The 21,618-nt window shown below is 66.3% G+C and carries 21 protein-coding genes; 18 read left to right on the top strand and 3 right to left on the bottom strand.

Going from position 1 to position 21,618, the window contains the following annotated elements:
- Positions 1 to 119: 119 nt before the first annotated feature.
- Positions 120 to 1,361, top strand: coding sequence for a lipoprotein-releasing ABC transporter permease subunit (locus tag GFD32_RS11040; RefSeq protein WP_163576602.1), 1,242 nt, complete (start codon positions 120 to 122; stop codon positions 1,359 to 1,361).
- 28 nt (positions 1,362 to 1,389) lie between these two features.
- Entirely contained in the window at positions 1,390 to 2,106 is a 717-nt protein-coding gene (locus GFD32_RS11035; protein ID WP_240455624.1) for an ABC transporter ATP-binding protein, read from the top strand.
- A 26-nt stretch (positions 2,107 to 2,132) separates the two neighbouring features.
- Here GFD32_RS11035 and GFD32_RS11030 read toward each other — a convergent pair whose 3' ends face one another.
- The gene (locus tag GFD32_RS11030) at positions 2,133 to 2,675 is read right to left on the bottom strand and encodes a DUF2062 domain-containing protein (RefSeq protein WP_163576597.1); all 543 of its coding nucleotides are present in this window, start codon (positions 2,673 to 2,675) and stop codon (positions 2,133 to 2,135) included.
- Positions 2,676 to 2,832: 157 nt separating this feature from the next.
- On the opposite strand from GFD32_RS11030, the gene GFD32_RS11025 reads away from it, so the two are divergent.
- The 9 genes from GFD32_RS11025 to murB are packed head-to-tail and all read left to right on the top strand — an operon-like array spanning position 2,833 to position 11,564.
- Positions 2,833 to 5,112, top strand: a complete 2,280-nt coding sequence (locus GFD32_RS11025) for a DNA internalization-related competence protein ComEC/Rec2 (RefSeq protein ID WP_163576595.1) — start codon at positions 2,833 to 2,835, stop codon at positions 5,110 to 5,112.
- 40 nt (positions 5,113 to 5,152) lie between these two features.
- Positions 5,153 to 5,860 (top strand): MotA/TolQ/ExbB proton channel family protein, encoded by a 708-nt coding sequence (locus tag GFD32_RS11020; protein WP_240455609.1) that lies wholly within the window; start codon positions 5,153 to 5,155, stop codon positions 5,858 to 5,860.
- Positions 5,857 to 6,285, top strand: a complete 429-nt coding sequence (locus GFD32_RS11015) for an ExbD/TolR family protein (protein ID WP_163576593.1) — start codon at positions 5,857 to 5,859, stop codon at positions 6,283 to 6,285. Before GFD32_RS11020 ends, GFD32_RS11015 begins: the two co-directional genes overlap by 4 nt.
- Positions 6,282 to 8,027 carry a lipid A export permease/ATP-binding protein MsbA gene (msbA, locus tag GFD32_RS11010; protein ID WP_163576587.1) on the top strand — a complete coding sequence of 582 codons (1,746 nt, stop codon included), beginning with the start codon at positions 6,282 to 6,284 and terminating at the stop codon, positions 8,025 to 8,027. Before GFD32_RS11015 ends, msbA begins: the two co-directional genes overlap by 4 nt.
- Entirely contained in the window at positions 8,024 to 9,043 is a 1,020-nt protein-coding gene (gene lpxK / locus GFD32_RS11005) for a tetraacyldisaccharide 4'-kinase (RefSeq protein WP_163576585.1), read from the top strand. The genes msbA and lpxK overlap by 4 nt, the downstream gene beginning before the upstream one ends.
- Before the next feature lie 34 nt (positions 9,044 to 9,077).
- Positions 9,078 to 9,287, top strand: coding sequence for a Trm112 family protein (locus tag GFD32_RS11000; RefSeq protein ID WP_163576583.1), 210 nt, complete (start codon positions 9,078 to 9,080; stop codon positions 9,285 to 9,287).
- Complete coding sequence (gene kdsB, locus GFD32_RS10995; protein ID WP_163576581.1) at positions 9,287 to 10,072, top strand: 3-deoxy-manno-octulosonate cytidylyltransferase; 786 nt, start codon at positions 9,287 to 9,289, stop codon at positions 10,070 to 10,072. Before GFD32_RS11000 ends, kdsB begins: the two co-directional genes overlap by 1 nt.
- Positions 10,072 to 10,551: a low molecular weight protein-tyrosine-phosphatase gene (locus GFD32_RS10990; RefSeq protein WP_163576778.1), complete on the top strand. Its 480-nt coding sequence runs from the start codon at positions 10,072 to 10,074 to the stop codon at positions 10,549 to 10,551. Before kdsB ends, GFD32_RS10990 begins: the two co-directional genes overlap by 1 nt.
- Positions 10,548 to 11,564 carry a UDP-N-acetylmuramate dehydrogenase gene (murB, locus tag GFD32_RS10985; protein ID WP_163576579.1) on the top strand — a complete coding sequence of 339 codons (1,017 nt, stop codon included), beginning with the start codon at positions 10,548 to 10,550 and terminating at the stop codon, positions 11,562 to 11,564. The genes GFD32_RS10990 and murB overlap by 4 nt, the downstream gene beginning before the upstream one ends.
- A gap of 50 nt (positions 11,565 to 11,614) precedes the next feature.
- Here murB and rne read toward each other — a convergent pair whose 3' ends face one another.
- Positions 11,615 to 14,569: a ribonuclease E gene (rne, locus tag GFD32_RS10980; RefSeq protein WP_163576577.1), complete on the bottom strand. Its 2,955-nt coding sequence runs from the start codon at positions 14,567 to 14,569 to the stop codon at positions 11,615 to 11,617.
- Between the two features lie 639 nt (positions 14,570 to 15,208).
- Between rne and GFD32_RS10975 the strand changes: the two genes are divergently transcribed.
- From GFD32_RS10975 to GFD32_RS10965, 3 genes are read left to right on the top strand one after another with little or no spacing between them, the layout of a single operon-like run.
- Entirely contained in the window at positions 15,209 to 16,156 is a 948-nt protein-coding gene (locus tag GFD32_RS10975; RefSeq protein WP_163576575.1) for an RluA family pseudouridine synthase, read from the top strand.
- Positions 16,157 to 16,204: 48 nt separating this feature from the next.
- Positions 16,205 to 16,855: an HAD family hydrolase gene (locus tag GFD32_RS10970; protein ID WP_163576573.1), complete on the top strand. Its 651-nt coding sequence runs from the start codon at positions 16,205 to 16,207 to the stop codon at positions 16,853 to 16,855.
- 57 nt (positions 16,856 to 16,912) lie between these two features.
- Positions 16,913 to 17,995 (top strand): S49 family peptidase, encoded by a 1,083-nt coding sequence (locus tag GFD32_RS10965; protein ID WP_163576571.1) that lies wholly within the window; start codon positions 16,913 to 16,915, stop codon positions 17,993 to 17,995.
- A gap of 115 nt (positions 17,996 to 18,110) precedes the next feature.
- Here GFD32_RS10965 and GFD32_RS10960 read toward each other — a convergent pair whose 3' ends face one another.
- Positions 18,111 to 18,695 carry a Maf family protein gene (locus GFD32_RS10960; RefSeq protein WP_163576569.1) on the bottom strand — a complete coding sequence of 195 codons (585 nt, stop codon included), beginning with the start codon at positions 18,693 to 18,695 and terminating at the stop codon, positions 18,111 to 18,113.
- A gap of 123 nt (positions 18,696 to 18,818) precedes the next feature.
- Between GFD32_RS10960 and GFD32_RS10955 the strand changes: the two genes are divergently transcribed.
- Genes GFD32_RS10955 through fabD form a run of 4 tightly spaced genes read left to right on the top strand, consistent with a single transcriptional unit; the run spans position 18,819 to position 21,594 of the window.
- Complete coding sequence (locus GFD32_RS10955; protein ID WP_163576566.1) at positions 18,819 to 19,346, top strand: YceD family protein; 528 nt, start codon at positions 18,819 to 18,821, stop codon at positions 19,344 to 19,346.
- 33 nt (positions 19,347 to 19,379) lie between these two features.
- Positions 19,380 to 19,550, top strand: coding sequence for a 50S ribosomal protein L32 (gene rpmF, locus GFD32_RS10950; RefSeq protein ID WP_021820795.1), 171 nt, complete (start codon positions 19,380 to 19,382; stop codon positions 19,548 to 19,550).
- A 35-nt stretch (positions 19,551 to 19,585) separates the two neighbouring features.
- Positions 19,586 to 20,629 (top strand): phosphate acyltransferase PlsX, encoded by a 1,044-nt coding sequence (plsX, locus tag GFD32_RS10945; RefSeq protein ID WP_163576564.1) that lies wholly within the window; start codon positions 19,586 to 19,588, stop codon positions 20,627 to 20,629.
- An 11-nt stretch (positions 20,630 to 20,640) separates the two neighbouring features.
- Entirely contained in the window at positions 20,641 to 21,594 is a 954-nt protein-coding gene (gene fabD, locus GFD32_RS10940; protein WP_163576562.1) for an ACP S-malonyltransferase, read from the top strand.
- The last annotated feature ends 24 nt before the right edge of the window (positions 21,595 to 21,618 follow it).

Genomic DNA, 21,618 nt, shown 5'->3' with positions numbered 1-21,618 from the left:
TGCTGGCGAAATGTAGGTCGACAGCGAGTATCTTGCAAGCATTGCGCAAGGCACTGCGTACCGATGCAGCCGCGGAGAAAAAACCGTACCATGAGCTCCCGCTGACAAGGAACGCCACCATGCTAGACCGCCTACCTTTACTGATCGGGTTGCGCTACGTGCGGGCCAAGCGTCGCAACCATTTCATTTCCTTCATTTCGCTGACTTCCATGCTGGGGCTGATGCTCGGCGTGGCGGTGCTGATTCTGGTGCTCTCGGTAATGAACGGCTTCGATCACGAGCTGCGCACCCGCATTCTGGGGATGGTGCCGCACACCAAGATCGAGTCGCGTACCGGCTTGGTCGAGTGGGAGGGGCTCGCTGAGCAACTGATGGAGCGCGAGCGAGTGATCGGCGCGGCTCCCTATGTGGAACAGCAAGGTATGTTCTCGGTCGGCGGGCGCAACGAAGGCGCCATGGTCAACGGCGTCGTACCCAGTTGGGAGGGGCGCGTCTCGATCATCGACGAGCACATGCGCCAGGGCAGCCTCGACGATCTCGTCGCCGGCGAATGGAACGTAGTGTTGGGTTCGATCCTGGCTCGCCGTCTGGGGGTCGGCGTCGGCGACCGGGTGACCTTGCTGGTGCCCGAGGCCTCGATTACGCCGGCGGGCGTCTTTCCGCGTCTCAAGCGCTTTACCGTCAGCGGTATCTTCAGCGTGGGCGCCGATCTGGATGCCAGCCTGGCTTATGCCCATATCGAGGACATGCAGTCGCTGGCCCGGTTGGGCAATACCGTGGGCGGCCTGCGTCTGGAGCTCGACGACCTGTTCGCCGCGAGCAGCGAGACGCGGGCCATCGTCAACGAGCTGGGGCCGGATTTTCGCGGGCTGGACTGGACCTATTCCCACGGCAATCTCTTCCAAGCCATCCAGATGGAGAAGCGCATGATCGGTCTGCTGCTCACCGTGATCATCGCCGTGGCGGCGTTCAACATCGTTTCGACGCTGGTGATGGTGGTGACCGACAAGCATGCCGACATTGCCATCCTGCGCACCATCGGCGCCACGCCGCGCTCGATCATGGGCATCTTCATCGTCCAGGGACTGGCCATCGGCACCATCGGTATCGCCGTGGGCGTTGGACTGGGTGTCGTGCTGGCACTGAGCATTGCCGATGTGATCGGCTGGGTGGAGTCGGTGCTGGGTTTCCAGTTCCTCGATGCCGGGGTGTACTTCATCAGCGATTTGCCGTCGCGTCTGCATTGGGAGGACGTCCGCAACATCGTCGCCGCGGCCTTCGGCCTCACCTTCCTGTCGACGCTCTATCCGGCATGGCGCGCGGCGCGAGTCCAGCCGGCGGAGGTGCTGCGCTATGAATGATCGCGCCATTCCCAAGGAGGCTCATGCCATGGCACCCCCTGAGACCGACGGCGAACGGACCGTGATGCTGGCCTGCCACGACCTGACGCGCATCTATCGCGAAGGCCCCCAGGACGTTACCGTGCTGGATGGTTTGTCGCTCGAGGTGCATGCCGGCGAGCGGGTGGCCGTGGTGGGCAGTTCCGGCTCCGGCAAGACGACATTACTCAACCTGCTGGGCGGACTCGACCGCCCGAGCCGCGGTGACGTGCGCATCGCCGGAGAGACACTGCTCGACCTCGGCAGTGCCGAGCTGGGAAGCTTCCGCAACCGCCACATCGGTTTCGTCTATCAGTTTCACCATCTGCTGGCGGAGTTCACGGCCGTGGAGAATGCGGCTCTGCCGCTGATCGTGCGCGGTCTGCGCAAGAAGGCCGCTGAGTCACGCGCTCTCGAGCTGCTGGACAAAGTGGGCATGGCAGCACGCGCCGATCACAAGCCCGGGGAGCTCTCCGGCGGTGAGCGCCAGCGGGTGGCCATTGCCCGGGCGCTGGTCACCGATCCCAGCCTGGTGCTGATGGACGAGCCCACCGGCAATCTCGATCAGGCCACGGCGGCGAGCATCCTGGCGATGATGGATGAACTGGCCCGCACCACTGCCTGCGCCTTCGTGGTGGTGACCCACGATACGGCGCTGGCCGCCCATCAGGATCGCGTGCTGAAGCTGGACGGCGGACGGCTGACCGAACAGTGCCAGGGCAGCTGAGGGGCGCTGGCGACGGTGTAGCCTCGTCACTCGTCGGCCTCGTCGCGACGAGGCCGGCGGCGGCGCAGACGGCGCCGTTTCCAACTGCGTGAGACCTGCCAGCGCCAGATCAGCCGGATCATCACGTTGCCAAGCAGGGCGGCTACGCAGGCCATGATCACGGATCCGACGGCAAGAGCGGGCAGGATGTCGGCCATGCGTTCGGCGATCCAGCGCGTCGATAGTCGCGCCGGCGCTTCGCTGGCCCGCGTTCCCATCACCCAGGTGCCGACCCGATAGTTGCCATAGAAGATCAGCGGCATGGTCAATGGATTGGTGATCCAGACCAGGCCTACCGAGAGGGGCAGATTGCAGCGGATCAGCCAGGCGCCGAAGGCGGCCAGTGCCATCTGAAAGGGGATCGGCAGCATGGCGCTGAACAACCCCACCGAAAACGCGTTGGCCACGCTACGTCGCGAAAGCACCCATAGGCCCGGGTCGGCGGTCAGGCCGCCGAGCAAACGCAGCGAGCGTTGGCGTCGCAGCGTTTCGGGGTGGGGCAAGTAGCGCTGCAGGAATCGGCGCGGCATGGCGACTCGGCTCGCGACTGACGGGATTCGCGCTATTATCCATGGATGGCGGGGGCCTCGCCATGTCACGGCTTGGCCACCGATCTCCATAGAGCGATTGGGAGAGGCCACGATGCACAAGGATGCGTGCGCGTCTGAGCCGGTATGGGAGACCGGCATGGCGATGCCTCTGGCGTTGGCGGCCCTCTCTGGCGTGGGCCTGGGTTGGCTGGCGCCGCCCGGGCTGGCCATCGGTTGGGCCTTGGCGGTGTTGATGATGGCAGCAGCGGGGCGCTGGCGCTGCCTGTTCCTGGCCCTGGCGATGGCCACGACGGCCCATGGCGTATTGTCGGCCAGAGCGGCAGAGCTGCCGCAGGGGCTGCTGGGTGATGACCTGGCCGTCGAGGGGCGCCTGGAGACAGTGAGTCGCGAGAGTGAGCTCACCCGACTGACGCTGCACGTCGACTCCTGTCGGCCTCTGGTAGCCGAACGCCCCTCTTGCGACTCCCTGGGGCGGATTCGGCTGAACCACTATGCGGCGCCACCCATGCAGCCTGGCGAGCGCTGGGCATTGACGGTGCGCCTGCGCCCGCCGAGCGGTTTCGCCAACCCCGGAACCTTCGACTATCGCGCCTGGCTATGGCGCGAAGGCATTCATGCGACCGGTTACGTGCGGCGTGACCCGGCCCCTCGGCGGTTGGTCGCGGCGAGCGCGTCGCTGTCATCCCGCGCTCTGGAGCAACTGGAGTCGCACGCCTTGTCGCCGTTGGGTTCGCGCTGGCTGGCGGCGCTGACGCTGGGCGCCGACGAGCAATTGGCCAGTGACGATTGGGACCTTCTCAATGCCAGCGGCACCACTCACCTGATGGTGATTTCCGGACTCCATGTGGGACTGGTGGCCACCGTCGCGTTGCTGATAGCGCGCGGGATCGCACGAATGCTCGCGCCGGGTCGCTGGCGGCTGGCCGTGTGGCCCTGGTGGCTGGCCGGAGCGGCTGCCGTCGGCTATGCCGCTCTGGCCGGAATGGAGCCACCGGCGCTGCGAGCCATGCTGATGACGCTGGTCGGATTGTGGGTCGCCAGCGGTAGACATGCCCCGGGTCCCTGGCAGGGCTGGTGGTTGGCGCTAGGGCTGGTGGTGCTGTGCGATCCGCTGGCGGCATGGCGCCCCGGGTTGTGGCTCTCCTTCCTGGCTGTGGCGCTGCTCATCCTCATCTGGCAAGGGCGACCTCGGCCTGGAGGTCTGAGCGGCTGGGTCTGGGCGCTGGTGCGCACACAGCTTCTGCTGGCGCCACTGATGGCTGCGGCCGTGCTGCTCGCCTTTTCACGAATGGCGCCGGCGGCACCGCTGGTCAACCTGCTGGCAGTGCCACTGGTCAGCACGCTGATGGTGCCGCTCGGGCTGGCTGGATGGCTGCTGCTGCCCATCGAGCCGCTGTCGAGCCTGTGCTGGCAGAGCTTCGATTGGTTGGCGCAGGGGTTGGCTCACCTGCTGAAGATGGCCGTCGCCTGGCTGCCGCTGTGGTGGCCCGAGCCCGAAACGGTGCTGCCGCTGGCTTTGCTGCTGGGGGCGATCGCCGTGCTGTGGGCGTTGCCGGGAGTTGCCGCCAGCCTTCGCTGGTTGGGCACGCTGCTACTGGGCATGGCGCTCATCGGTCTGGAGACGCCGGACATTCCACCCGGTGTGCTGCGGGTGCGAGTGCAGGACGTGGGGCAGGGGCAACTGATCGAGCTGCGCAGTGCCGGTTATCGTCTGCTCTACGACACTGGCCCACGCTTCGGCTCGGGCTTCGCGCCAATCCAGGCCCTGTGGCCGCCGGGGCAGCACTTCGACACCGTGCTCGTCAGCCATGCCGATCGAGACCATGCCGGCGGGCTGGGAGCACTGGTCGAACGTCACTCCGTCGATGCTTACCTGGCGCCCGTCGATGCGGTGCTGGGTGTGCCGGTGAGGCCCTGTCGGCGTGGCCTGAGTTGGCAGCGCGACGACGTGCATTATCGCGTGTTGTGGCCGCCACCGCGGGCCGCCCACCTGTCCAGCAACGACCGTTCCTGCGTCCTGGAGGTCACTGCCGGAGACGAGCGGTTGCTGATCACCGGCGATGTGGGGCGTCAGTGGGAGCGTGCTTTCGTCGAAGACGTCGGGGGGGCGGTGACGCTGCTGGTGGCCGGTCACCATGGCAGCGCGACCAGCTCGGGGGCCCAGTTCGTGCAGACCCTCTCCCTGCGTCATACGGTGTTCAGTGCCGGGCGCTTCAACGGTTACGGACACCCTGCCGATGAGGTGGTGCGGCGTTTCAGACGTTCCGGCAGTTGCCTGTGGAGCACGGCGCTGGACGGGGCGCTGACCGTCTGGCTGGGGCGGGGTCAGGGCGATGTCGTCAGCGCCTCGCGCCCGGCGGTGTCGCGGCGCGGCGGTGTCGAAGGCGTCTGCCATGCGGTAGAATCGCCTCACTGAATTCGCCCGGCTGCCGCCGCGGCCATGAGGAGAGTTGACCATGGACATGATCGAGGCGCTCGTTGCCGGGGGGTGGCTGATGGTGCCCCTGCTGGGCTGCTCGCTGGTGGCCACGGTGATCATCATCGAGCGGCTGTGGACCCTGCGTTCCGCTCGAATCGCCCCCTATGGACTGGGCCAGGAAGTGTGCTCGCTGGTATCGCGAGGCCAGGTCAACCTTTACTGGCTGGAGGCGCACTCGCCGCTGGGCGGCGTGTTGGCGGTGGGCCTGCGCAACGTGCGGCTGGGGCACGAGCAGGTCCGCGCACGGCTACAGGAAGCCGCCACGGCAGTGATTCACGATATGGAGCGTTTCCTGAGCCCGTTGGGCACCATTGCGGCCATCGCTCCCTTGATCGGCTTGTTGGGTACCGTCGTGGGGATGATCGAGGTGTTCTCGGTGATCGTTGCCGGAGACGGAGCCGGACGCACCGCCGACCTGGCCGGCGGTATCTCGCGCGCACTGGTGACCACGGCGGCGGGGCTCACCGTGGCCGTTCCTGCGTTGATGTTCCATCGCTACTTCCTGCGTCGCGTGGAGGACATCACCGTGCGCATGGAGGAACAGGCGAGCCAGGTGGTGGAGTTTCTCGCCCATCACCCGGACCGCCTCGATCTTGCCGAACGCCAGACAGCGGCGCCTGCACCGTCAGCCGACGTCTCGGCAACCGTGGACGATGGCCGCGCGGCGGGAGCGAAGCGCCCGTGAAGTTCGTGCGCCGGCGCCGTGATCCGGTGGAGGTGAACCTCACCCCGTTGATCGACGTCGTCTTCCTGCTGCTGATCTTCTTCATGGTTTCCACGACGTTCGAGACCCGCCAGGCTCTCGAGCTCACGCTTCCCGAGAGCGAGACCGGTGCGGCCCTGGAGACGGCGCCGGTGACGCTGGTGGTCACCGCCAAGGGCGACTATCGTCTCGGTGAGAGGACCCTGTCGGCCGATGCCCTTGCCGGAGCGATGGACGAACGGGCCTCCCAGGCCCGAGAGCACGGCCTGGTGCTCGAGGCCGATGCGCGTGCCGCCCATGCCGACGTGGTGCGGGCGCTCGACAGGGCAGGGGCATTGGACATTCGTCAGGTGCGCATCGCCACCCGGGAAATACAGTCATCAACCACCCAAGCGGAGCGTCCGTGAATTCTCACTCCGGCTGGAGCCTCTACAAGCGCCTGCTCGGCTACGTGAAGCCCTACTGGCGTGCGTTTGCGCTGGCCATTCTGGGCTACGCCATCTATGCCGCTTCGAGCACCGCTCTGGCGGAGATGATGAAACGGCTCATCGACGGCATCCAGAATCCGGATGCCACCTTTCGCCTCTTCCTGCCGCTCTTCGTGGTCGGCATGTTCGCCGCTCGCGGGCTCGGTACCTTTCTGGGCACGTACTTCATGAGCAGCGTGGCGCGCAACGTGGTCCACGCGCTGCGCTGCAACGTCTTCGATCATATGCTGCACCTGCCGGGGCGCTTCTTCGATGCCCATTCCAGCGGTCATCTCATCTCGCGGGTTACTTACCACGTGGAACAGGTGACCGGGGCGGCCACCAAGGCGGTGACCATTCTGCTGCGCGAGGGGCTCTTCGTGATCGGGCTGATCAGCTATCTGATATGGACCAACTGGATGTTGACGCTGCTGTTCCTGGCGGTAACGCCGTTGATCGCCGGCGTGGTCAGCTATGCCAGCAAGCGCTTTCGACGCTTGTCGCAGCGCATCCAGCACTCCATGGGCGACGTCACCCACGTTGCTTCCGAGGCCCTCTCCGGCTATCGCGTGGTGCGCACTCACGGTGCCGAGGCGTTCGAGAAGGCACGCTTCGCTGCCGCCAGCGACTACAACCGCCAGCAGAGCATGAAGGAGGCCCTGACCAAGGCAGTTAGCACGCCGGTAATCCAACTGCTGGTGGCCCTGGCGCTGGCCGTGCTGGTGTGGTTTGCCATGTCGCCGACGCTGATGGCCGAGATGACCCCTGGCGAGTTCGTGGCCTTCATCACGGCGGCCTCGCTGATGGCCAAGCCGGTACGCCAGCTCACCGAGATCAACAGCGAGGTTCAGAAGGGTATCGCAGCCACCGGCGAGTTGTTCGGCCTGCTCGATGAGCCCGCCGAGCCGGATGAAGGTCGGTACGTTCCGGGCCGCCTGGCTGGCCGGGTGTGCTTCGAGGGAGTCCGCTTTCGCTATGGCGCCGACCAGCCCGAGGTGCTCAAGGGCATCGACCTGCGCGTGCACGAGGGCGAAATGATCGCCATCGTCGGCCGCTCGGGAAGCGGCAAGTCGACCCTGGTGGGACTGCTGCCGCGGTTCTACCGGCCGACTGCCGGGCGCGTGCTCATCGACGACGTGCCCCTGGATGAGTACCGCCTGGCACCGTTGCGTCGCCAGATCGCGCTGGTCTCCCAGCAGGTCACCCTGTTCAATGCCAGCATCGCCGACAATATCGCCTATGGCGAGACCGATGCCGAGTTGGCCGATATTCGTGCCGCGGCACGCGCGGCCCATGCCGATGAGTTCATCGAGCGGCTGCCGAACGGCTACGATACGGTAGTGGGCGATAACGGCGTGATGCTCTCCGGCGGCCAGCGCCAGCGTCTGGCCATTGCCCGGGCAATCTTCAAGGATGCGCCGCTACTCGTGCTCGACGAGGCTACCTCGGCGCTGGATACCGAATCGGAACGCTATATCCAAGCGGCACTGGAAGAGGTGTGCCGTGGGCGAACCACCCTGGTGATCGCCCACCGCCTCTCCACCATCGAGCGTGCCGATCGCATTCTGGTGATGGAGCAGGGGGCCATCATCGAGCAGGGTACCCATGCCGAGTTGCTGGCCCACGATGGCGCCTATGCCGCTCTGCATCGGCTGCAGTTTCAGGAGGCGAACGCGACATGAGCGGTTCGCTGGGCGAGCGTTGGCTAAAGGCTGCTTACCGCGGGGCCCCATGGCTCAACCTGCTGTGCCCGCTGGAAGCGCTCTATCGCTGGGGAGTAACGCATCGCGCCGCGAGCTTCCATGCCGGTCGGCGTGCGGTGTGGCAGGCTGGCGTGCCGGTGATCGTGGTCGGCAATCTGACGCTGGGTGGCAGCGGCAAGTCGCCGCTCACTGCCTGGCTGGTGGGGCATCTCACTGCCCGCGGATGGCGGCCTGGCATCGTGTCGCGCGGCTATGGTGGCCGTGCGCTGCACTATCCGTTGGCGGTGACTCGTGAGACACCGGTTGCCGAGTGTGGCGACGAACCGCGCATGCTGGCGCGGCAGACCGGTGCACCGGTGGTGGTCGATCCGGATCGACCGCGTGGCGCCCGGGCGTTGATCGAGGCCGGCTGCGATATTCTGATCAGCGATGATGGCTTGCAGCACCTGGCGTTGGGGCGCGATCTGGAACTGGTGGTGGTCGATGGCCGGTGGGGGTTCGGTAACGGTCGCTGCCTGCCCGCCGGACCGCTGCGCGAGCCGCTGTCGCGGTTGGATACGGTGGATGCGGTGCTGGTCAACGGCGAACCGGCCTTCACGTCGCCGCCTGGCGCATGGACGTTTCGTCTACAGCCGGCACGCTGGCGACGCCTCGCGGACGGGGAAGTTCGAGGGTTGGCACCGCTGCCCTTCGTCGGCCCGGTGCATGCGGTGGCCGGCATAGGCCACCCTCAGCGCTTCTTCGCCACGCTGAAGGCTCTGGGCGTGACGAGCGTGCCTCATGCCCTGGGGGATCACCATCGCTATACCGCTGCGGATCTGACCTTTGACGACGGCCGGCCAGTGGTGATGACGGCCAAGGATGCCGAAAAGTGTGACGACCTGGCGCCCGCCGACACCTGGGTGCTGGAAGTGGAAGCCGAGCCGGACGCCGGCTTCGTCGCCTGGCTCGACCAGCGACTGAATGCGTGCTGCCGGCCCGGTGCCAATGGATGAAGAGACGCTCCCTTTTGAATGGCGGAGGTAGAAGATGGACAAGGAATTGCTGGCGATGCTGGTTTGCCCGCTGTGCAAAGGCAAGCTGAAGTACGACCGCGAGACCCATGAACTGCGGTGCCACTTCGATGGCCTGGCTTACCCGGTGCGCGACGGCATTCCGGTGATGCTGCCCGAAGAGGCGCGGCGCATGGATGCCGACGAGAAGCTGCCCGAGTCTCCCGGGCGCCTCGGGGAGGGGTGATGGAGGTGTCGAAGCGTTCCTTTCTGGCGGTCATTCCCGCCCGCTACGCCTCCTCGCGGCTGCCCGGCAAGCCTCTGGCCGAGATCGCCGGCGAACCCATGATAGCCCACGTGTGGCGTCGCGCTTGTGGCAGTTCGGCCTCTCGCGTGGTAGTGGCCACCGATGACGAGCGTATCCGCGAGGCCCTGGCCCCTTATGGTGCCGAGGTGGTGATGACGCGCCCCGATCATGCCTCGGGCACCGACCGTCTCGCCGAAGTGGCCGAGACGCTGGCGCTGGCCGACGAGGCCGTGCTAGTCAACGTTCAGGGCGACGAGCCGCTGATTCCGCCGGCCCTGGTCAATCAGGTAGCGGCGCGCCTGCATGATGATCCCGAGGCGTCCATTGCCACCCTGGCCGAGCCGATCATGGACGTCGAGACGCTATTCAATCCCAATGTGGTCAAGGTGGTGCGCGCCCTGTCCGGGCGGGCGCTCTACTTCTCCCGCGCGCCTATCCCCTGGGATCGCGAGCACTTCGTCGCGCGCCCCGAGATGCTGGCGACCGATGCCTGGTTGCGCCATATCGGCCTCTATGCCTACCGGGCGAGCTTTCTCACCGACTATCGCGACTGGGCGCCGGCGCCGCTGGAGCAGCTCGAGCAGCTCGAGCAGTTGCGCGCGCTGCACCATGGTCACGCCATCCAGGTGGCCATGGCTGCCGAGCCCAACCCGGGCGGCGTCGATACCGAAGAGGACCTGGCGCGACTCCGCAAGCTGTTTGGAGCACCGGAAGGAGAAGGATGATGCGAGTGCTGTTCGTGTGTCTTGGCAACATCTGCCGTTCGCCCACCGCCGAAGGGGTGTTTCGCCGCCAACTGGCCAAGGACGGTCTGGAAGACATCGTCGGCGTGGATTCCTGCGGCATCGGGTCCTGGCACGTGGGCAAGGCTCCGGATTCACGCGCCCAGGCGGCGGCGCTGCGCCGCGGCATCGATCTTTCCGCTCAGCGGGCTCGCCAGTTGGCCGTCGAGGACTTCTACCGCTTCGATTATCTGCTGGCCATGGATCATGACAACCTGGCGGCCATCGAAGCACAGCGGCCGGCCGACAGCCGGGCCGAGGCGGTACTGTTCCTGACCTATGCCGGCTATTCCGAGCGTGCCGTACCCGATCCTTACTATGGTGGAGAGCCCGGTTTCGAGGAGGTGATCGACTTGGTCGAGGAGGCCTCCCGCGGGCTCGTCGAAACCCTGCGCGAACGCCTGGAGGCACAGCGGTCTTGAGCGTTGCGATCCACGCCGAGCATGATCTGAGCGGTGCCAATACGCTGGGGCTGCCGTGCTTGGCCGAGCATTTTGCCGCCCCGCGGGATCTCGGTGAGCTTCGTGAGGCGTTGACCGAGGGGCGTGTGCAGGGCTGGCCGCTGACCCTGCTGGGTGGCGGCAGCAATCTAATATTGCCGCAACGTCTGCCGGGCCTGGTGATCCAGCCGGCCATGGACCGCTGGTGGGTGGAGGCCGGGGCAGGCGATACGGTGCGAGTGACTGCCGAAGCTGGCGTCGGCTGGCATGATCTGGTGATGGCGCTGGCCGAACGTGGCCTGTGGGGAACCGAGAACCTGGCGCTGATTCCCGGCCATTGCGGGGCAGCGCCGATCCAGAACATTGGCGCCTATGGCGTGGAGCTCGGCGAGGTACTCGAGTCGGTTCATCTGCTGCATCTCGATGATGGGCATGAGGCGGTATTGAGGGCTGGCGAGTGCGGCTTCGGCTATCGTGACAGCATCTTCAAGCGTGAGCTGAGTGGCCGGGTGGTGATCGTGCGTCTGGTACTACGCCTGTCCCGCACGCCTCGGCCGCGCCTCGACTATGGCGATCTGGCGAGCCGCGTGGTGAAAAAACCCACGCCGATGGCAGTGGCCCGGGCGGTGTGCGCCGTGCGTCGCGAGAAGCTTCCCGATCCTGCCGAGCTCAGCAATGCCGGCAGCTTCTTCCACAATCCCGTGGTGCCGGCAGAGCTGGCTCAGCGCCTGTTGGACGAATATCCGGCGCTGCCACACTTTTCTCAGGCTGATGGCCGGGTGAAGCTCGCCGCCGCCTGGCTAATCGACCAGTGCGGCCTGAAGGGCTGGCGTGAAGGGCACTTCGGCGTCCACGACCGTCAGGCCTTGGTACTGGTGCACTTCGGTGGGGGGAGTGCCGTGGAGCTGCTGGCCTTTGCCGAACGGATCATCGAGCGAGTGCAGGCTCGTTTCGGTGTGACCCTGCAGCGCGAGCCGCGTTTGATAGCCCCCTAAAACACCATCGCCCGCTGGCAAGCGGGCGATGGTGGGTGACGCGCGGAGCCTTACCCCTGGTTGCCTTGCTGCGCTTTGGCTTCCTGTTCGCGGCGACGGATCTCGCGCGGGTCATTGTGTGCCCGGCGCCGCCGACGGCGGTTGGACTCGGGGGACTCCGTTGCGGTTTTCTTGGTGCCCTCCGCCTTGGACTCGGCGGGCTTGTCTGCCGGCTTGGCCTCGGGCTTGGGCGCGTCGGCCTTGGGCTCGGCGGGCTTGTCTGCCGGCTTGTCTGCCGGCTTGGCCTCGGGCTTGGGCGCGTCGGCCTTGGGCTCGGCGGGCTTGTCTGCCGGCTTGGCCTCGGGCTTGGGCGCGTCGGCCTTGGGCTCGGCGGGCTTGTCTGCCGGCTTGGCCTCGGGCTTGGGCGTTTCGGCCTTGGGCTCGGCGGGCTTGTCTGCCGGCTTGGCCTCGGGCTTGGGCGCGTCGGCCTTGGGCTCGGCGGGCTTGTCTGCCGGCTTGGCCTCGGGCTTGGGCGCATCGGCCTTGGGCTCGGCGGGCTTGTCTTCCGACTTGGCCTCGGGCTTGGGCGTTTCGGCCTTGGGCTCGGCGGGCTTGTCTGCCGGCTTGGCCTGAGGCTTGGGCGCATCGGCCTTGGGCTCGGCGGTCTTGTCTGCCGGTTTGGCCTCGGCTTTGGGTGCGTCGGCCTTGGGCTCGGCGGGCTTGTTTGCCGGCCTGGCCTCGGCGACCTCTGCCGTTATTTCGGTGGTGGGGTCCGCTGCCTTGGCCTCGTCGGCCTCTGCCTGCAGGCGCTGCTGCTCGGCTTCTGCCTCGGGCTTGATGGCGTGCTGGCGAGTGCGGCTGCGCGGGTTATTGCGCGTGCGCTTGGGTTTGCCGCTGTCGCCCTTGGCAGTGTCTGCCGCTTTTTCGCGGGTTGGCTTTTCGCTCGCTTTGCCGTTGCCGGAGGGCTTGTCAGCCGTTTTGTCGACTGGTGTCTTGCGGGTGGCATCGCGTCCGCGATTGTTGTCTCGTGCTGACGGTTTGTCCGTCTGGGGCGTGTCGCGTCCACGGCCACCACGGCTGCCGCGCCGTCCTTCGTCACCATCGCTGCGCGCATCGCCACGGCCGGCTTCCGAAGAGCGGCTCTGATTGCCCTGATGACGGCCTTCATTGCGTGCATCGTTGCGCGGCGGACGGTTTCGGCCACGGTCGCTGCGCGACTCTCTGCTGCCACGCGTGTCTTGGGTGGATTTGTCGCTCGGCTTGGGACTCGCGGCCGGGGCTTCGGCTTCGCTGGCCTCGTCGCTGCCGAGCCATTTGGCGACGCCTTTCACCAGACGACCGAGTACGCCGGCGGGAGCCGGCAGAGAGGGGGACGTCGCTGGCGGACTGGGGGGCTGCTGCTGCAGCGAGGCGGGAGCCGGCTCGTTGTGGATCACCGTCTTGACCGCGGCTTCGGCACGCGCGGCGGGTTTGGCGGTGCCGGTATCCGGTTCCTTGCCGACTTCGCTGTCGGTGGAGAGCTCGAAGCTCGACTTGTCGAGGATGCCTTCTTCCTCGACGTGGTCGTCGCGCAGGCGCTGCACGTCGTAGTGCGGTGTGTGCATGTCGGGGCTCGGCAGCACCAGCAGACGCACTTCCTGGCGGCGCTCGATGTCGGCCAGCACGTTGCGCTTTTCATTGAGCAGATAGGTGGCGACGGGTACCGGCAGGATCGCGCGAATCTGGGCGCTGCGCTCCTTCATGGCCTCTTCTTCGATCAGGCGCATGATGGACAGCGAGATGGAGCGCACGTCGCGAATGGTGCCCTGGCCGTTGCAGCGCGGGCAGACCACGCCGCTGGTCTCGCCCAGCGAAGGGCGCAGCCGCTGACGCGACATCTCCATCAGGCCGAAGCGCGAGATGCGGCCGATCTGAACCCGAGCGCGGTCGAGCTTGAGCGCGTCGCGCATGCGGTTCTCGACCTCGCGCTGGTTGCGCGCGGGGCTCATGTCGATGAAGTCGATAACCACGAGACCGCCGATGTCGCGCAGGCGCAGCTGACGGGCGATCTCGTCGGCGGCCTCCACGTTGGTCTGTAGGGCCGTCTCCTCGATGTCGCTGCCGCGGGTGGCGCGCGCCGAGTTGATGTCGATGGAAACCAGCGCTTCGGTGTGGTCGATGACGATGGAGCCGCCGGAGGGCAGCTTGACCTCGCGCTCGTAGGCGGTCTCGATCTGCGACTCGATCTGGAATCGCGAGAACAGCGGTACCTCGTCGGCGTAGAGCTTGATTTTCTGCTGGTAGGAGGGCATCACCTGGCGGATGAAAGAGAGCGCGTCCTGATGCACCTGTTCGCTATCGATCAGTACCTCGCCGATGTCCTGGCGCAGGTAGTCGCGCATGGCACGAATGATGACGTTGGATTCGCGGTAGATCAGGAAGGGGGCCGGGCGCTTGCCGGCCTCCTCGGTGATCGCTTCCCACACCTGCACGAGGTAGTCGAGATCCCACTGCAGCTCTTCGGGGGAGCGGCCGATGCCGGCGGTGCGTACGATGACGCCCATCTTGTCGGGCACCGTGAGCTGACCCATGGCGTCCTTGAGCTGGCTGCGCTCCTCACCCTCGATGCGCCGCGAGATGCCGCCGGCGCGGGGATTGTTGGGCATCAGCACCAGGAAGCGTCCGGCCAGGCTGATGAAAGTGGTCAGCGCCGCTCCCTTGTTGCCGCGCTCTTCCTTGTCCACCTGCACGATGACTTCCTGGCCTTCCTTGAGCACCTCCTTGATGCTGGGTCGCCCGGAGGTCTCTTTGAGGAAGTACTCACGGGCCACTTCCTTGAGGGGCAGAAAGCCGTGGCGTTCGGCGCCGAAATCGACGAAGGCGGCTTCCAGGGAGGGTTCGACGCGGGTAATGCGGCCGCGGTAGATGTTGGCTTTCTTCTGCTCCCGGGCACCGGACTCGATGTCCAGGTCGTAGAGGCGTTGTCCATCGACCAGGGCGACCCGCAGCTCTTCCGGCTGGGTCGCATTGATGAGCATGCGTTTCATGTCGTCTCGCAAACTGAATGCGTCGGCGAGCCTTGGCGACGGCGAACCGCTGGTGCTGCGTGCTTGTGCTCAGCGCATGTCGCGGATGCGCAGTGGCGCCCGATCGGTACCGGGTCGCTTGAGCCCGATACGACATGATCCTGTTGAGTACGCGGTGGAGGCAAGACGTGTCTCGGTGGGGTTCTATGCCCATCCGGCCCTGCGGTCTCCACCAGACACCTGGCATTCATCGATTCGCCAACGCCGGCCACCGACACGATGTTGAACGATTCCCGTGGCCACTGCTCGCGCCCGTGGGGGCAAGCGGGATCCGGGCGTGGCGTTACTGCTTGTCTGTTTCTGGGTCCACTCGTCGGCGGCGGGACCGTCCCGGAAACGCGGCACAAATGCCTGCATGAGCGAATGGCGGCGTTGCGACTCGTCTCATTCGTCGATATGTGCAGCATCTTCGGGTGGGTCGTCGCGGCCCGATTTCGTCGCTCCGGCCTGCGTGTCTGTCGGGCAGGCGCTAGGGGACCGAAGGGATCCATCCGAGCGAGCTGGCAATATAGCAGCAATGGGGGGGAGCGGCAATTGGCGCAGAATGTACTGCAGTGCGATAGAATGCCGATTCACAACGACTTCTCGAGCGGGAGAGCCATGACCGAAGGACGCGATGTGCAGTGGGTGGAAGTGGGCGAGGGCCAGGCCGGCCAGCGTATCGACAACTTCCTGGTCACGCGTCTCAAGGGCGTGCCGCGTGCGCTTGTCTACCGTATCGTGCGCAAGGGTGAGGTGCGGGTGAACAAGAAACGCGTCAAGGCCGATACGCGTCTGGCGACCGGCGACATGGTGCGCATTCCTCCGCTCAGGCTGTCGCCTCGTGAGGCGGTCCGCGAAGTCAGCGACAATCTGCGCAACCTGCTGGCCGGCAGCGTCCTGCTCGAAGGACGGGACTGGCTGGTGATCAATAAGCCGGCGGGGCTGGCCGTGCATGGTGGCAGCGGCGTCAAGATCGGACTGATCGAGGCGCTGCGTCAGGTGCGCGAGGATCTCGATTTTCTGGAACTCGTGCATCGTCTCGATCGCGATACCTCCGGTTGCCTGCTGCTGGCCAAATCGCGCCCGGCGTTGCTGGCGCTGAACGAGTCGCTCAAGCAGCAGCGCATGGACAAGCAGTATCTCGCCCTGGTGGCGGGGCGCTGGCCGACCCGTCGCGACTTCGTCAGCGCACGCCTGGACCGCTATACCCTGGGGAACGGCGAGCGTCGCGTTCGGGTCGACCCCGCGGGAAAAGTGGCGCGCACTCGCTTCGCGGTGCGTGAGGCCATGCCCCAGGTCACCCTGGTGCAGGCGGAGCCGCTCACCGGTCGCACCCACCAGATTCGCGTCCATGCCGTGCATGCCGGGCATGCCTTGCTGGGCGATGACAAGTACGGTTCCCGCGAGGGCAAGGCGCTGGCCAGGCAACTGGGTCTGTCGCGACTCTTCCTGCATGCGGCGGCACTCACCTTTCCGGAGCCGACCAGCGGTCGGCCGGTGCAGATTCGCGCGCCGCTGCCCGATGATCTGGAGGGCGTGCTCATGCGCGCCAGGACGCTCGGTTAGGCGCCGGGTCAGCCAATACACGACTGCCGATGACAAAGCGGAGAGGCGATGCGTTACCGACTGGTGATCTTCGACTGGGACGGCACCCTGATGGACTCTGCCGCTCGCATCGTGTCCAGCATGCAGGCAGCTGCCCACGAGGCGGGCTGGGGAGCGCTGTCCGACGAGGCGGTGCGCGACATCATCGGCTTGGGGCTGCCCGAGGCGATTGCACGTCTCTGTCCCGGCATCGATGCCGAACGCGCGGAGCTGCTGCGCAGCCGTTACGCGTTCCATTTCGTGCAGGGCGATACCACTCCCATGCGCTTCTTCCCCGGTGTGAACGAGGGGGTCGCGCGTTTGCGCGTCCCGCCCGGGCGGCGTTTGGCAGTGGCCACCGGCAAGAGTCGCAAAGGGCTCGATCGCGGCTTCCGTGAAAGCGATAGCGGCCACTGGTTCCATGCCAGTCGAACCGCCGACGAGACACGCTCCAAGCCCCATCCGCTGATGCTCGAGGAGCTTCTGGCCGAGCTGGGCGTCGATGTCGGCGCGGCGGTGATGGTGGGCGATACCGAGTACGACCTGGAAATGGCGCGGGCAATGGACATGGACCGGGTAGCCGTTACCTGGGGTGTGCACGCACCGGCGCGGCTCGAGGCGAGTCGCCCCGTTTACACGGCCGAGAGCGTTGCGGCACTGTTCGATTGGCTGGATCGTTGAGCCTGTCCCTTCGGTTCGCCATGACCTGGCAATTCGTCAACAGGAGTACGCGTTGAAATGAGCGACGACAAGCGCAACGATCCCTGGACCCAAGGCGAGGCATCGCCACCGAGTGGGGGGCGCGAGCCACTACCGTCCTCGGCGGAGACGGAGTCCGGCCGCGAAGACGCCGAGACGCTGCAGGCTCGCGAGCGGCTGGCTCAGGTGGAGATGCTCGACCGCTGGGTGGGCGGCGTGCTGGCCGAGCAGCGTCGCAGTCGTCGCTGGAAACTCTTCTTCCGTTTCGTCTTCGTCGTGCTGATTCTGGGCGCGCTCTCCGCCACGCTGTACGGTCTCCTCTTCGCTGGGGCGATGACCGGTGAGCCCGAGCGCCCGCACCTGGGGGTGGTGGAGTTGAGGGGAGCCATCGACGCGGAAGCGCCGGCCAGCGCCGAGCGGCTCATCGCCGGGCTCAACCGGGCCTGGGAGTCGCCGGGTGCAGAGGCGGTGGTGCTGTACATCGATAGCCCCGGTGGCAGTCCGGTGCAGTCGCAGCGGGTGTTCGACGAGATCATGCGACTGCGCGAGCAGGGCGACAAGCCGATCATCGCGGTGATCGAGGACGTGGGTGCCAGCGGGGCCTACTATGTTGCCGCGGCGGCCGATGAGATCGTCGCTTCACCGGCCAGCCTGGTGGGCTCCATCGGGGTCATCTTCTCCGGCTTCGGCTTCGAGGAGGCCATCGATCGCCTCGGCGTGGAGCGCCGCGTCTATACCGCCGGCGAAAACAAGGCCTTTCTCGACCCTTTCTCCGAGGTGGCCCCGGATCAGCGTCGTTTCTGGCAGTCGGTGCTCGAGACCACGCATCGGCAGTTCATCGACGCCGTGCGCGAAGGCCGAGGAGATCGCCTGGCGGATGACGAGGCGCTGTTCAGCGGGCTCATCTGGAGCGGTGAGCAGGCGCTGTCGTTGGGGCTGATCGATGGTCTGGACAGCATCGAAGGCGTGGCGCGAAGCCGTCTCGGCGAAGTGCGGCTGCACGACTACACGCCCAAGCTCGATCCGTTCGAGCGGTTGGGCCGGCGCTTCGGTCGGGTGGCCTTGGAGTGGCTGGGCGTGCCGGAAAGTGGTTCGCCGGTACGTTACCAGCTCGCCCCCTAGGGCGAGCTGGAGTTGGAAGCACGCCTGCTTCGCAGGCTTAAGCTTGAAGCTGGAAGAAAACCCCGGGCTCTGGTTGCGGAGGCAACATGCTGTTTTCCAGCTGCCAGCTTCCAGCTTATGGCTTGAGGGGGTCCAGCCCCGCTTCGCGCAGCAGGGCGCACAGGCGGATCAAGGGGAGGCCGATCAAGGCATTGGGGTCGTCTCCCTCCAGGCGTTCGAACAGGGCGATGCCCAGCCCCTCCATGCGGAAGCTGCCGGCGCTGTCCAGCGGCTGTTCGCGCTCGACGTAGGCGGCGATCTCGGCCTCGCTCAGCTCGCGGAACACCACGTCGAAACGCTCGTGGCATACCCAATGCCGGCCGCTGGCTGTGTCGAGCAGCGCCAGTCCGGTAAGGAAGCGTACCCGCTGCCCCGAGAAACGCATTAGCTGGGCGCATGCGCTCTCGGTGTCGCCGGGTTTGCCGAGGATGTCGCCATCGAACGCGGCAACCTGATCGGAGCCGATGATCAAGTGGGCCGGATAGTCGTCGGCCAGGTGGCTGGCCTTGGCCAGCGCCAGGCGGTGTACCAAGGCTTGTGGCGACTCTCCGGACCGGGGCGTCTCGTCGATGTTCGGACTGGCCCATGCATAGGACAGACCAAGGCGGTCGAGTAGCTGGCGGCGGAAAGGCGAGCCGGAAGCGAGAACGAGGCGCGACATGCATGGCTCCTGAAACGGTAAGTGGGTGAGCGAAACGCTCGAGTGGCGAGTCAGTATGCCATGTTACGCTGCCGACGCAGCGGCTTTGACAGGGGCGGGGGGAGTGCCTATCATTGCGCGCCTATGTTGACCTCACGACTTCCCGACTGGGTCGAGCCTTACAAGCTCGCTGCCCGTGCCGAACGCCTCGAGGGCTTGGTGGCCCTGGGTGGGTTCGTGCGTCTGGCTGAACAGGTGGGAGAGCAGAGAGGCGACTGTTCGGTGTGGCTCGACTTCGCCATCGATGCCCAGGGGCGGCGTGAGATTCACGGTCGCCTCAAGGCCGAGTTGCAGCTGCCTTGTCGGCGCTGCCTAGTGCCCATGGCTCAGCAGGTCGAGAGCGAATTCTTGCTGGGCATGGTAACCAGCGATGCGCTGGCGGCCGACCTGCCGAGTACCCACGAACCGGTGCTGGTGGAAAACGAACAGCTGGACCTGCTGGCGACGGTGGAGGATGAGTTGATCCTCAGCCTGCCCCAGTCGGTCTACCACGACGAGGCGCAGTGCAGCGTTTCGCGCGACCAGCTGAGCAGCGGTAAGGCGGCGGAGTCACCGGCGCCGGCTGCCGTCAGCCCCTTCGAGGTGCTGCGGCGCCTCAAGGACAAAACCTGATTTCTTGATCGATTCACTCTGGAGTGTGATCCCATGGCAGTTCAACAGAACCGCAAGACCCGTTCCAAGCGCGGCATGCGTCGTAGCCACGACGCCCTGAGTGCGCCGACCCTGTCCCAGGACAAGGAGACCGGTACCACTCACCTGCGCCATCACGTCTCTCCCGATGGCTTCTATCGTGGCCGCAAGGTCGTGGACGCCTGAGCTGACGTTTCGTTGATAACGCCGGGTCGTGCTGCGTGCGGATCGCCATCGATGTCATGGGGGGGGATTCAGGGCCCCGTGCGGTGGTGCAGGGTGCGGCGCTGGCCGCGCTGAACCATCCGGGTCTGCATGTCGATCTGTTCGGCCCGCATGACCAGCTTGCAGTCGAACTCGCCAATCTGCCGCGGCACTTCGCTGCGGCAGAGTCGCGCTTGTCCGTCTATCATGCTCCCGACGTGATTCGTCAGGATCAGCGTCTCTCCGAAGCGCTGCGTCGCGGTGCGGATACCAGCATGGCTCGCATGCTGGCGCATCTGGCCGGAGGGCGGGCGGACGCTGGGGTCAGTGCCGGCAACACCGCTGCCCTGATGGCGCTGTCGCGCCGCGAGCTCGGCATGGTGGCGGACATGCCCCGCCCTGCTATCAGCACGGCGATTCCCACCCGGAATGAAGGGCGCTGCTACCTTCTCGATCTGGGCGCCAACGTTGACGTGAATGCCGCTCGCTTGGTCGATTTCGCGTTCATGGGCGAGGCCATGGCACGGCATGTGGATGGTTTGGCCGCCCCTCGCGTGGCCCTGCTCAACGTCGGTAGTGAAGGGACCAAGGGCAGTGCCGTCGTTCGTGAGGCCGATGCGCGGTTGCGTGACAGGGCGGCACTGAATTACTGCGGCTTCGTCGAGGGTGACGACGTGTTCGCCGGTGCCGCCGACGTCATCGTCTGCGACGGCTTCGTCGGCAATGCGGTGCTCAAGGCCAGTGAAGGGTTGGCGCGCATGCTCATCGAGCGGGTGCAGGCTACCTTCGAGGCCCGCTGGAGCGGTCGCCTGCTGGGGCTGCTGGCGCGGCCGGCGTTGCGTCGCCTCAAGAGCGAGCTCGACCCGGTCCGCTACAATGGCGCCAGCCTGCTGGGGCTCGCCGGAATCGTCATCAAGAGCCACGGCAGCGCCGAGGCCACCGGTTTCGCCTATGCGGTGCAGCGCGCCGTTCGCGAGGTGAACCAGGATCTGCCGTCGCATCTGGCCAGCGAGCTGGCCGGCGGTCGGTCCCAATGGCAGGACAGCACTCAACAAGAGTAAAGGTGAATGACATGACTCAACCCCTCGCCCTCGTCTTTCCCGGGCAGGGCTCCCAGCAAGTCGGCATGCTGCGTGAGCTGGCCGAGCGCTATAGCGTGGTACGCACCACCTTCGAGGAGGCGTCCGATGCGCTGGGCTACGACCTCTGGAAAGTGGTCCAGGAAGGGCCGGAGACACGTCTCAACGCCACGGCCTGCACCCAGCCCGCATTGCTCACGGCCAGCGTGTCGATCTGGCGCGTGTGGCAGGAACTGGAAGGGCCGCGACCCACTGCCATGGCCGGTCACAGTCTGGGTGAGTACAGTGCCATGGTGAGTGCCGGCGTGCTGGGGTTCGCCGACGGGGTTCGCCTGGTGAGGCTTCGCGGGGAAGCGATGCAGGCGGCCGTGCCGGAGGGTGAGGGTGCCATGGCGGCGATCCTGGGACTCGACGATGCGCAGGTGGAGGCGGCCTGTGCCGCGTCGGCGCAGGGTGATGTGGTTGCCGCCGTCAACTACAATGCTCCCGGTCAGGTGGTCATCGCCGGCAGCGCGGATGCCGTGGAGCGCGCCATCGCAGCCTGCCAGGAAGCCGGTGCCAAGCGAGCCATGCCGCTACCGGTATCGGTACCCTCGCACTGCAAGCTGATGCGGCCCGCCGCCGAGCGGCTCGAAGCGGCCATGGCCGAGCTCGACATGCGTCCGCCGCGCTACACCGTTTATCAGAACGTCGATGCTCAGGCGCATGCCGACGTGGAGACGCTACGCACGCGCCTGATCGAGCAGCTTTACCAGCCGGTGCGCTGGACGGCCTGCGTCGAGGCGATGGCTGCCGATGGCGCCGAGGTCTTCATCGAGTGCGGGCCGGGTAAGGTACTGACCGGGCTGAGCAAACGCATCGCGCGGGGCAGCAAGGGGCTGGCGGTCAATGATCCGGACAGCCTCGAGGCGGCCCTGGAGCTCGCCCGCGAGACGCTGGATCAGTAGGCTGGGCTCAGGAGTCCGGCATGG

The organism is Halomonas faecis (assembly GCF_010993975.1).
GTDB classification, from domain to species: Bacteria; Pseudomonadota; Gammaproteobacteria; order Pseudomonadales; family Halomonadaceae; genus Halomonas; species Halomonas faecis.
Note: the sequence above shows the minus strand (reverse complement) of the source record. Positions and strands in the feature narration are given on the sequence as shown.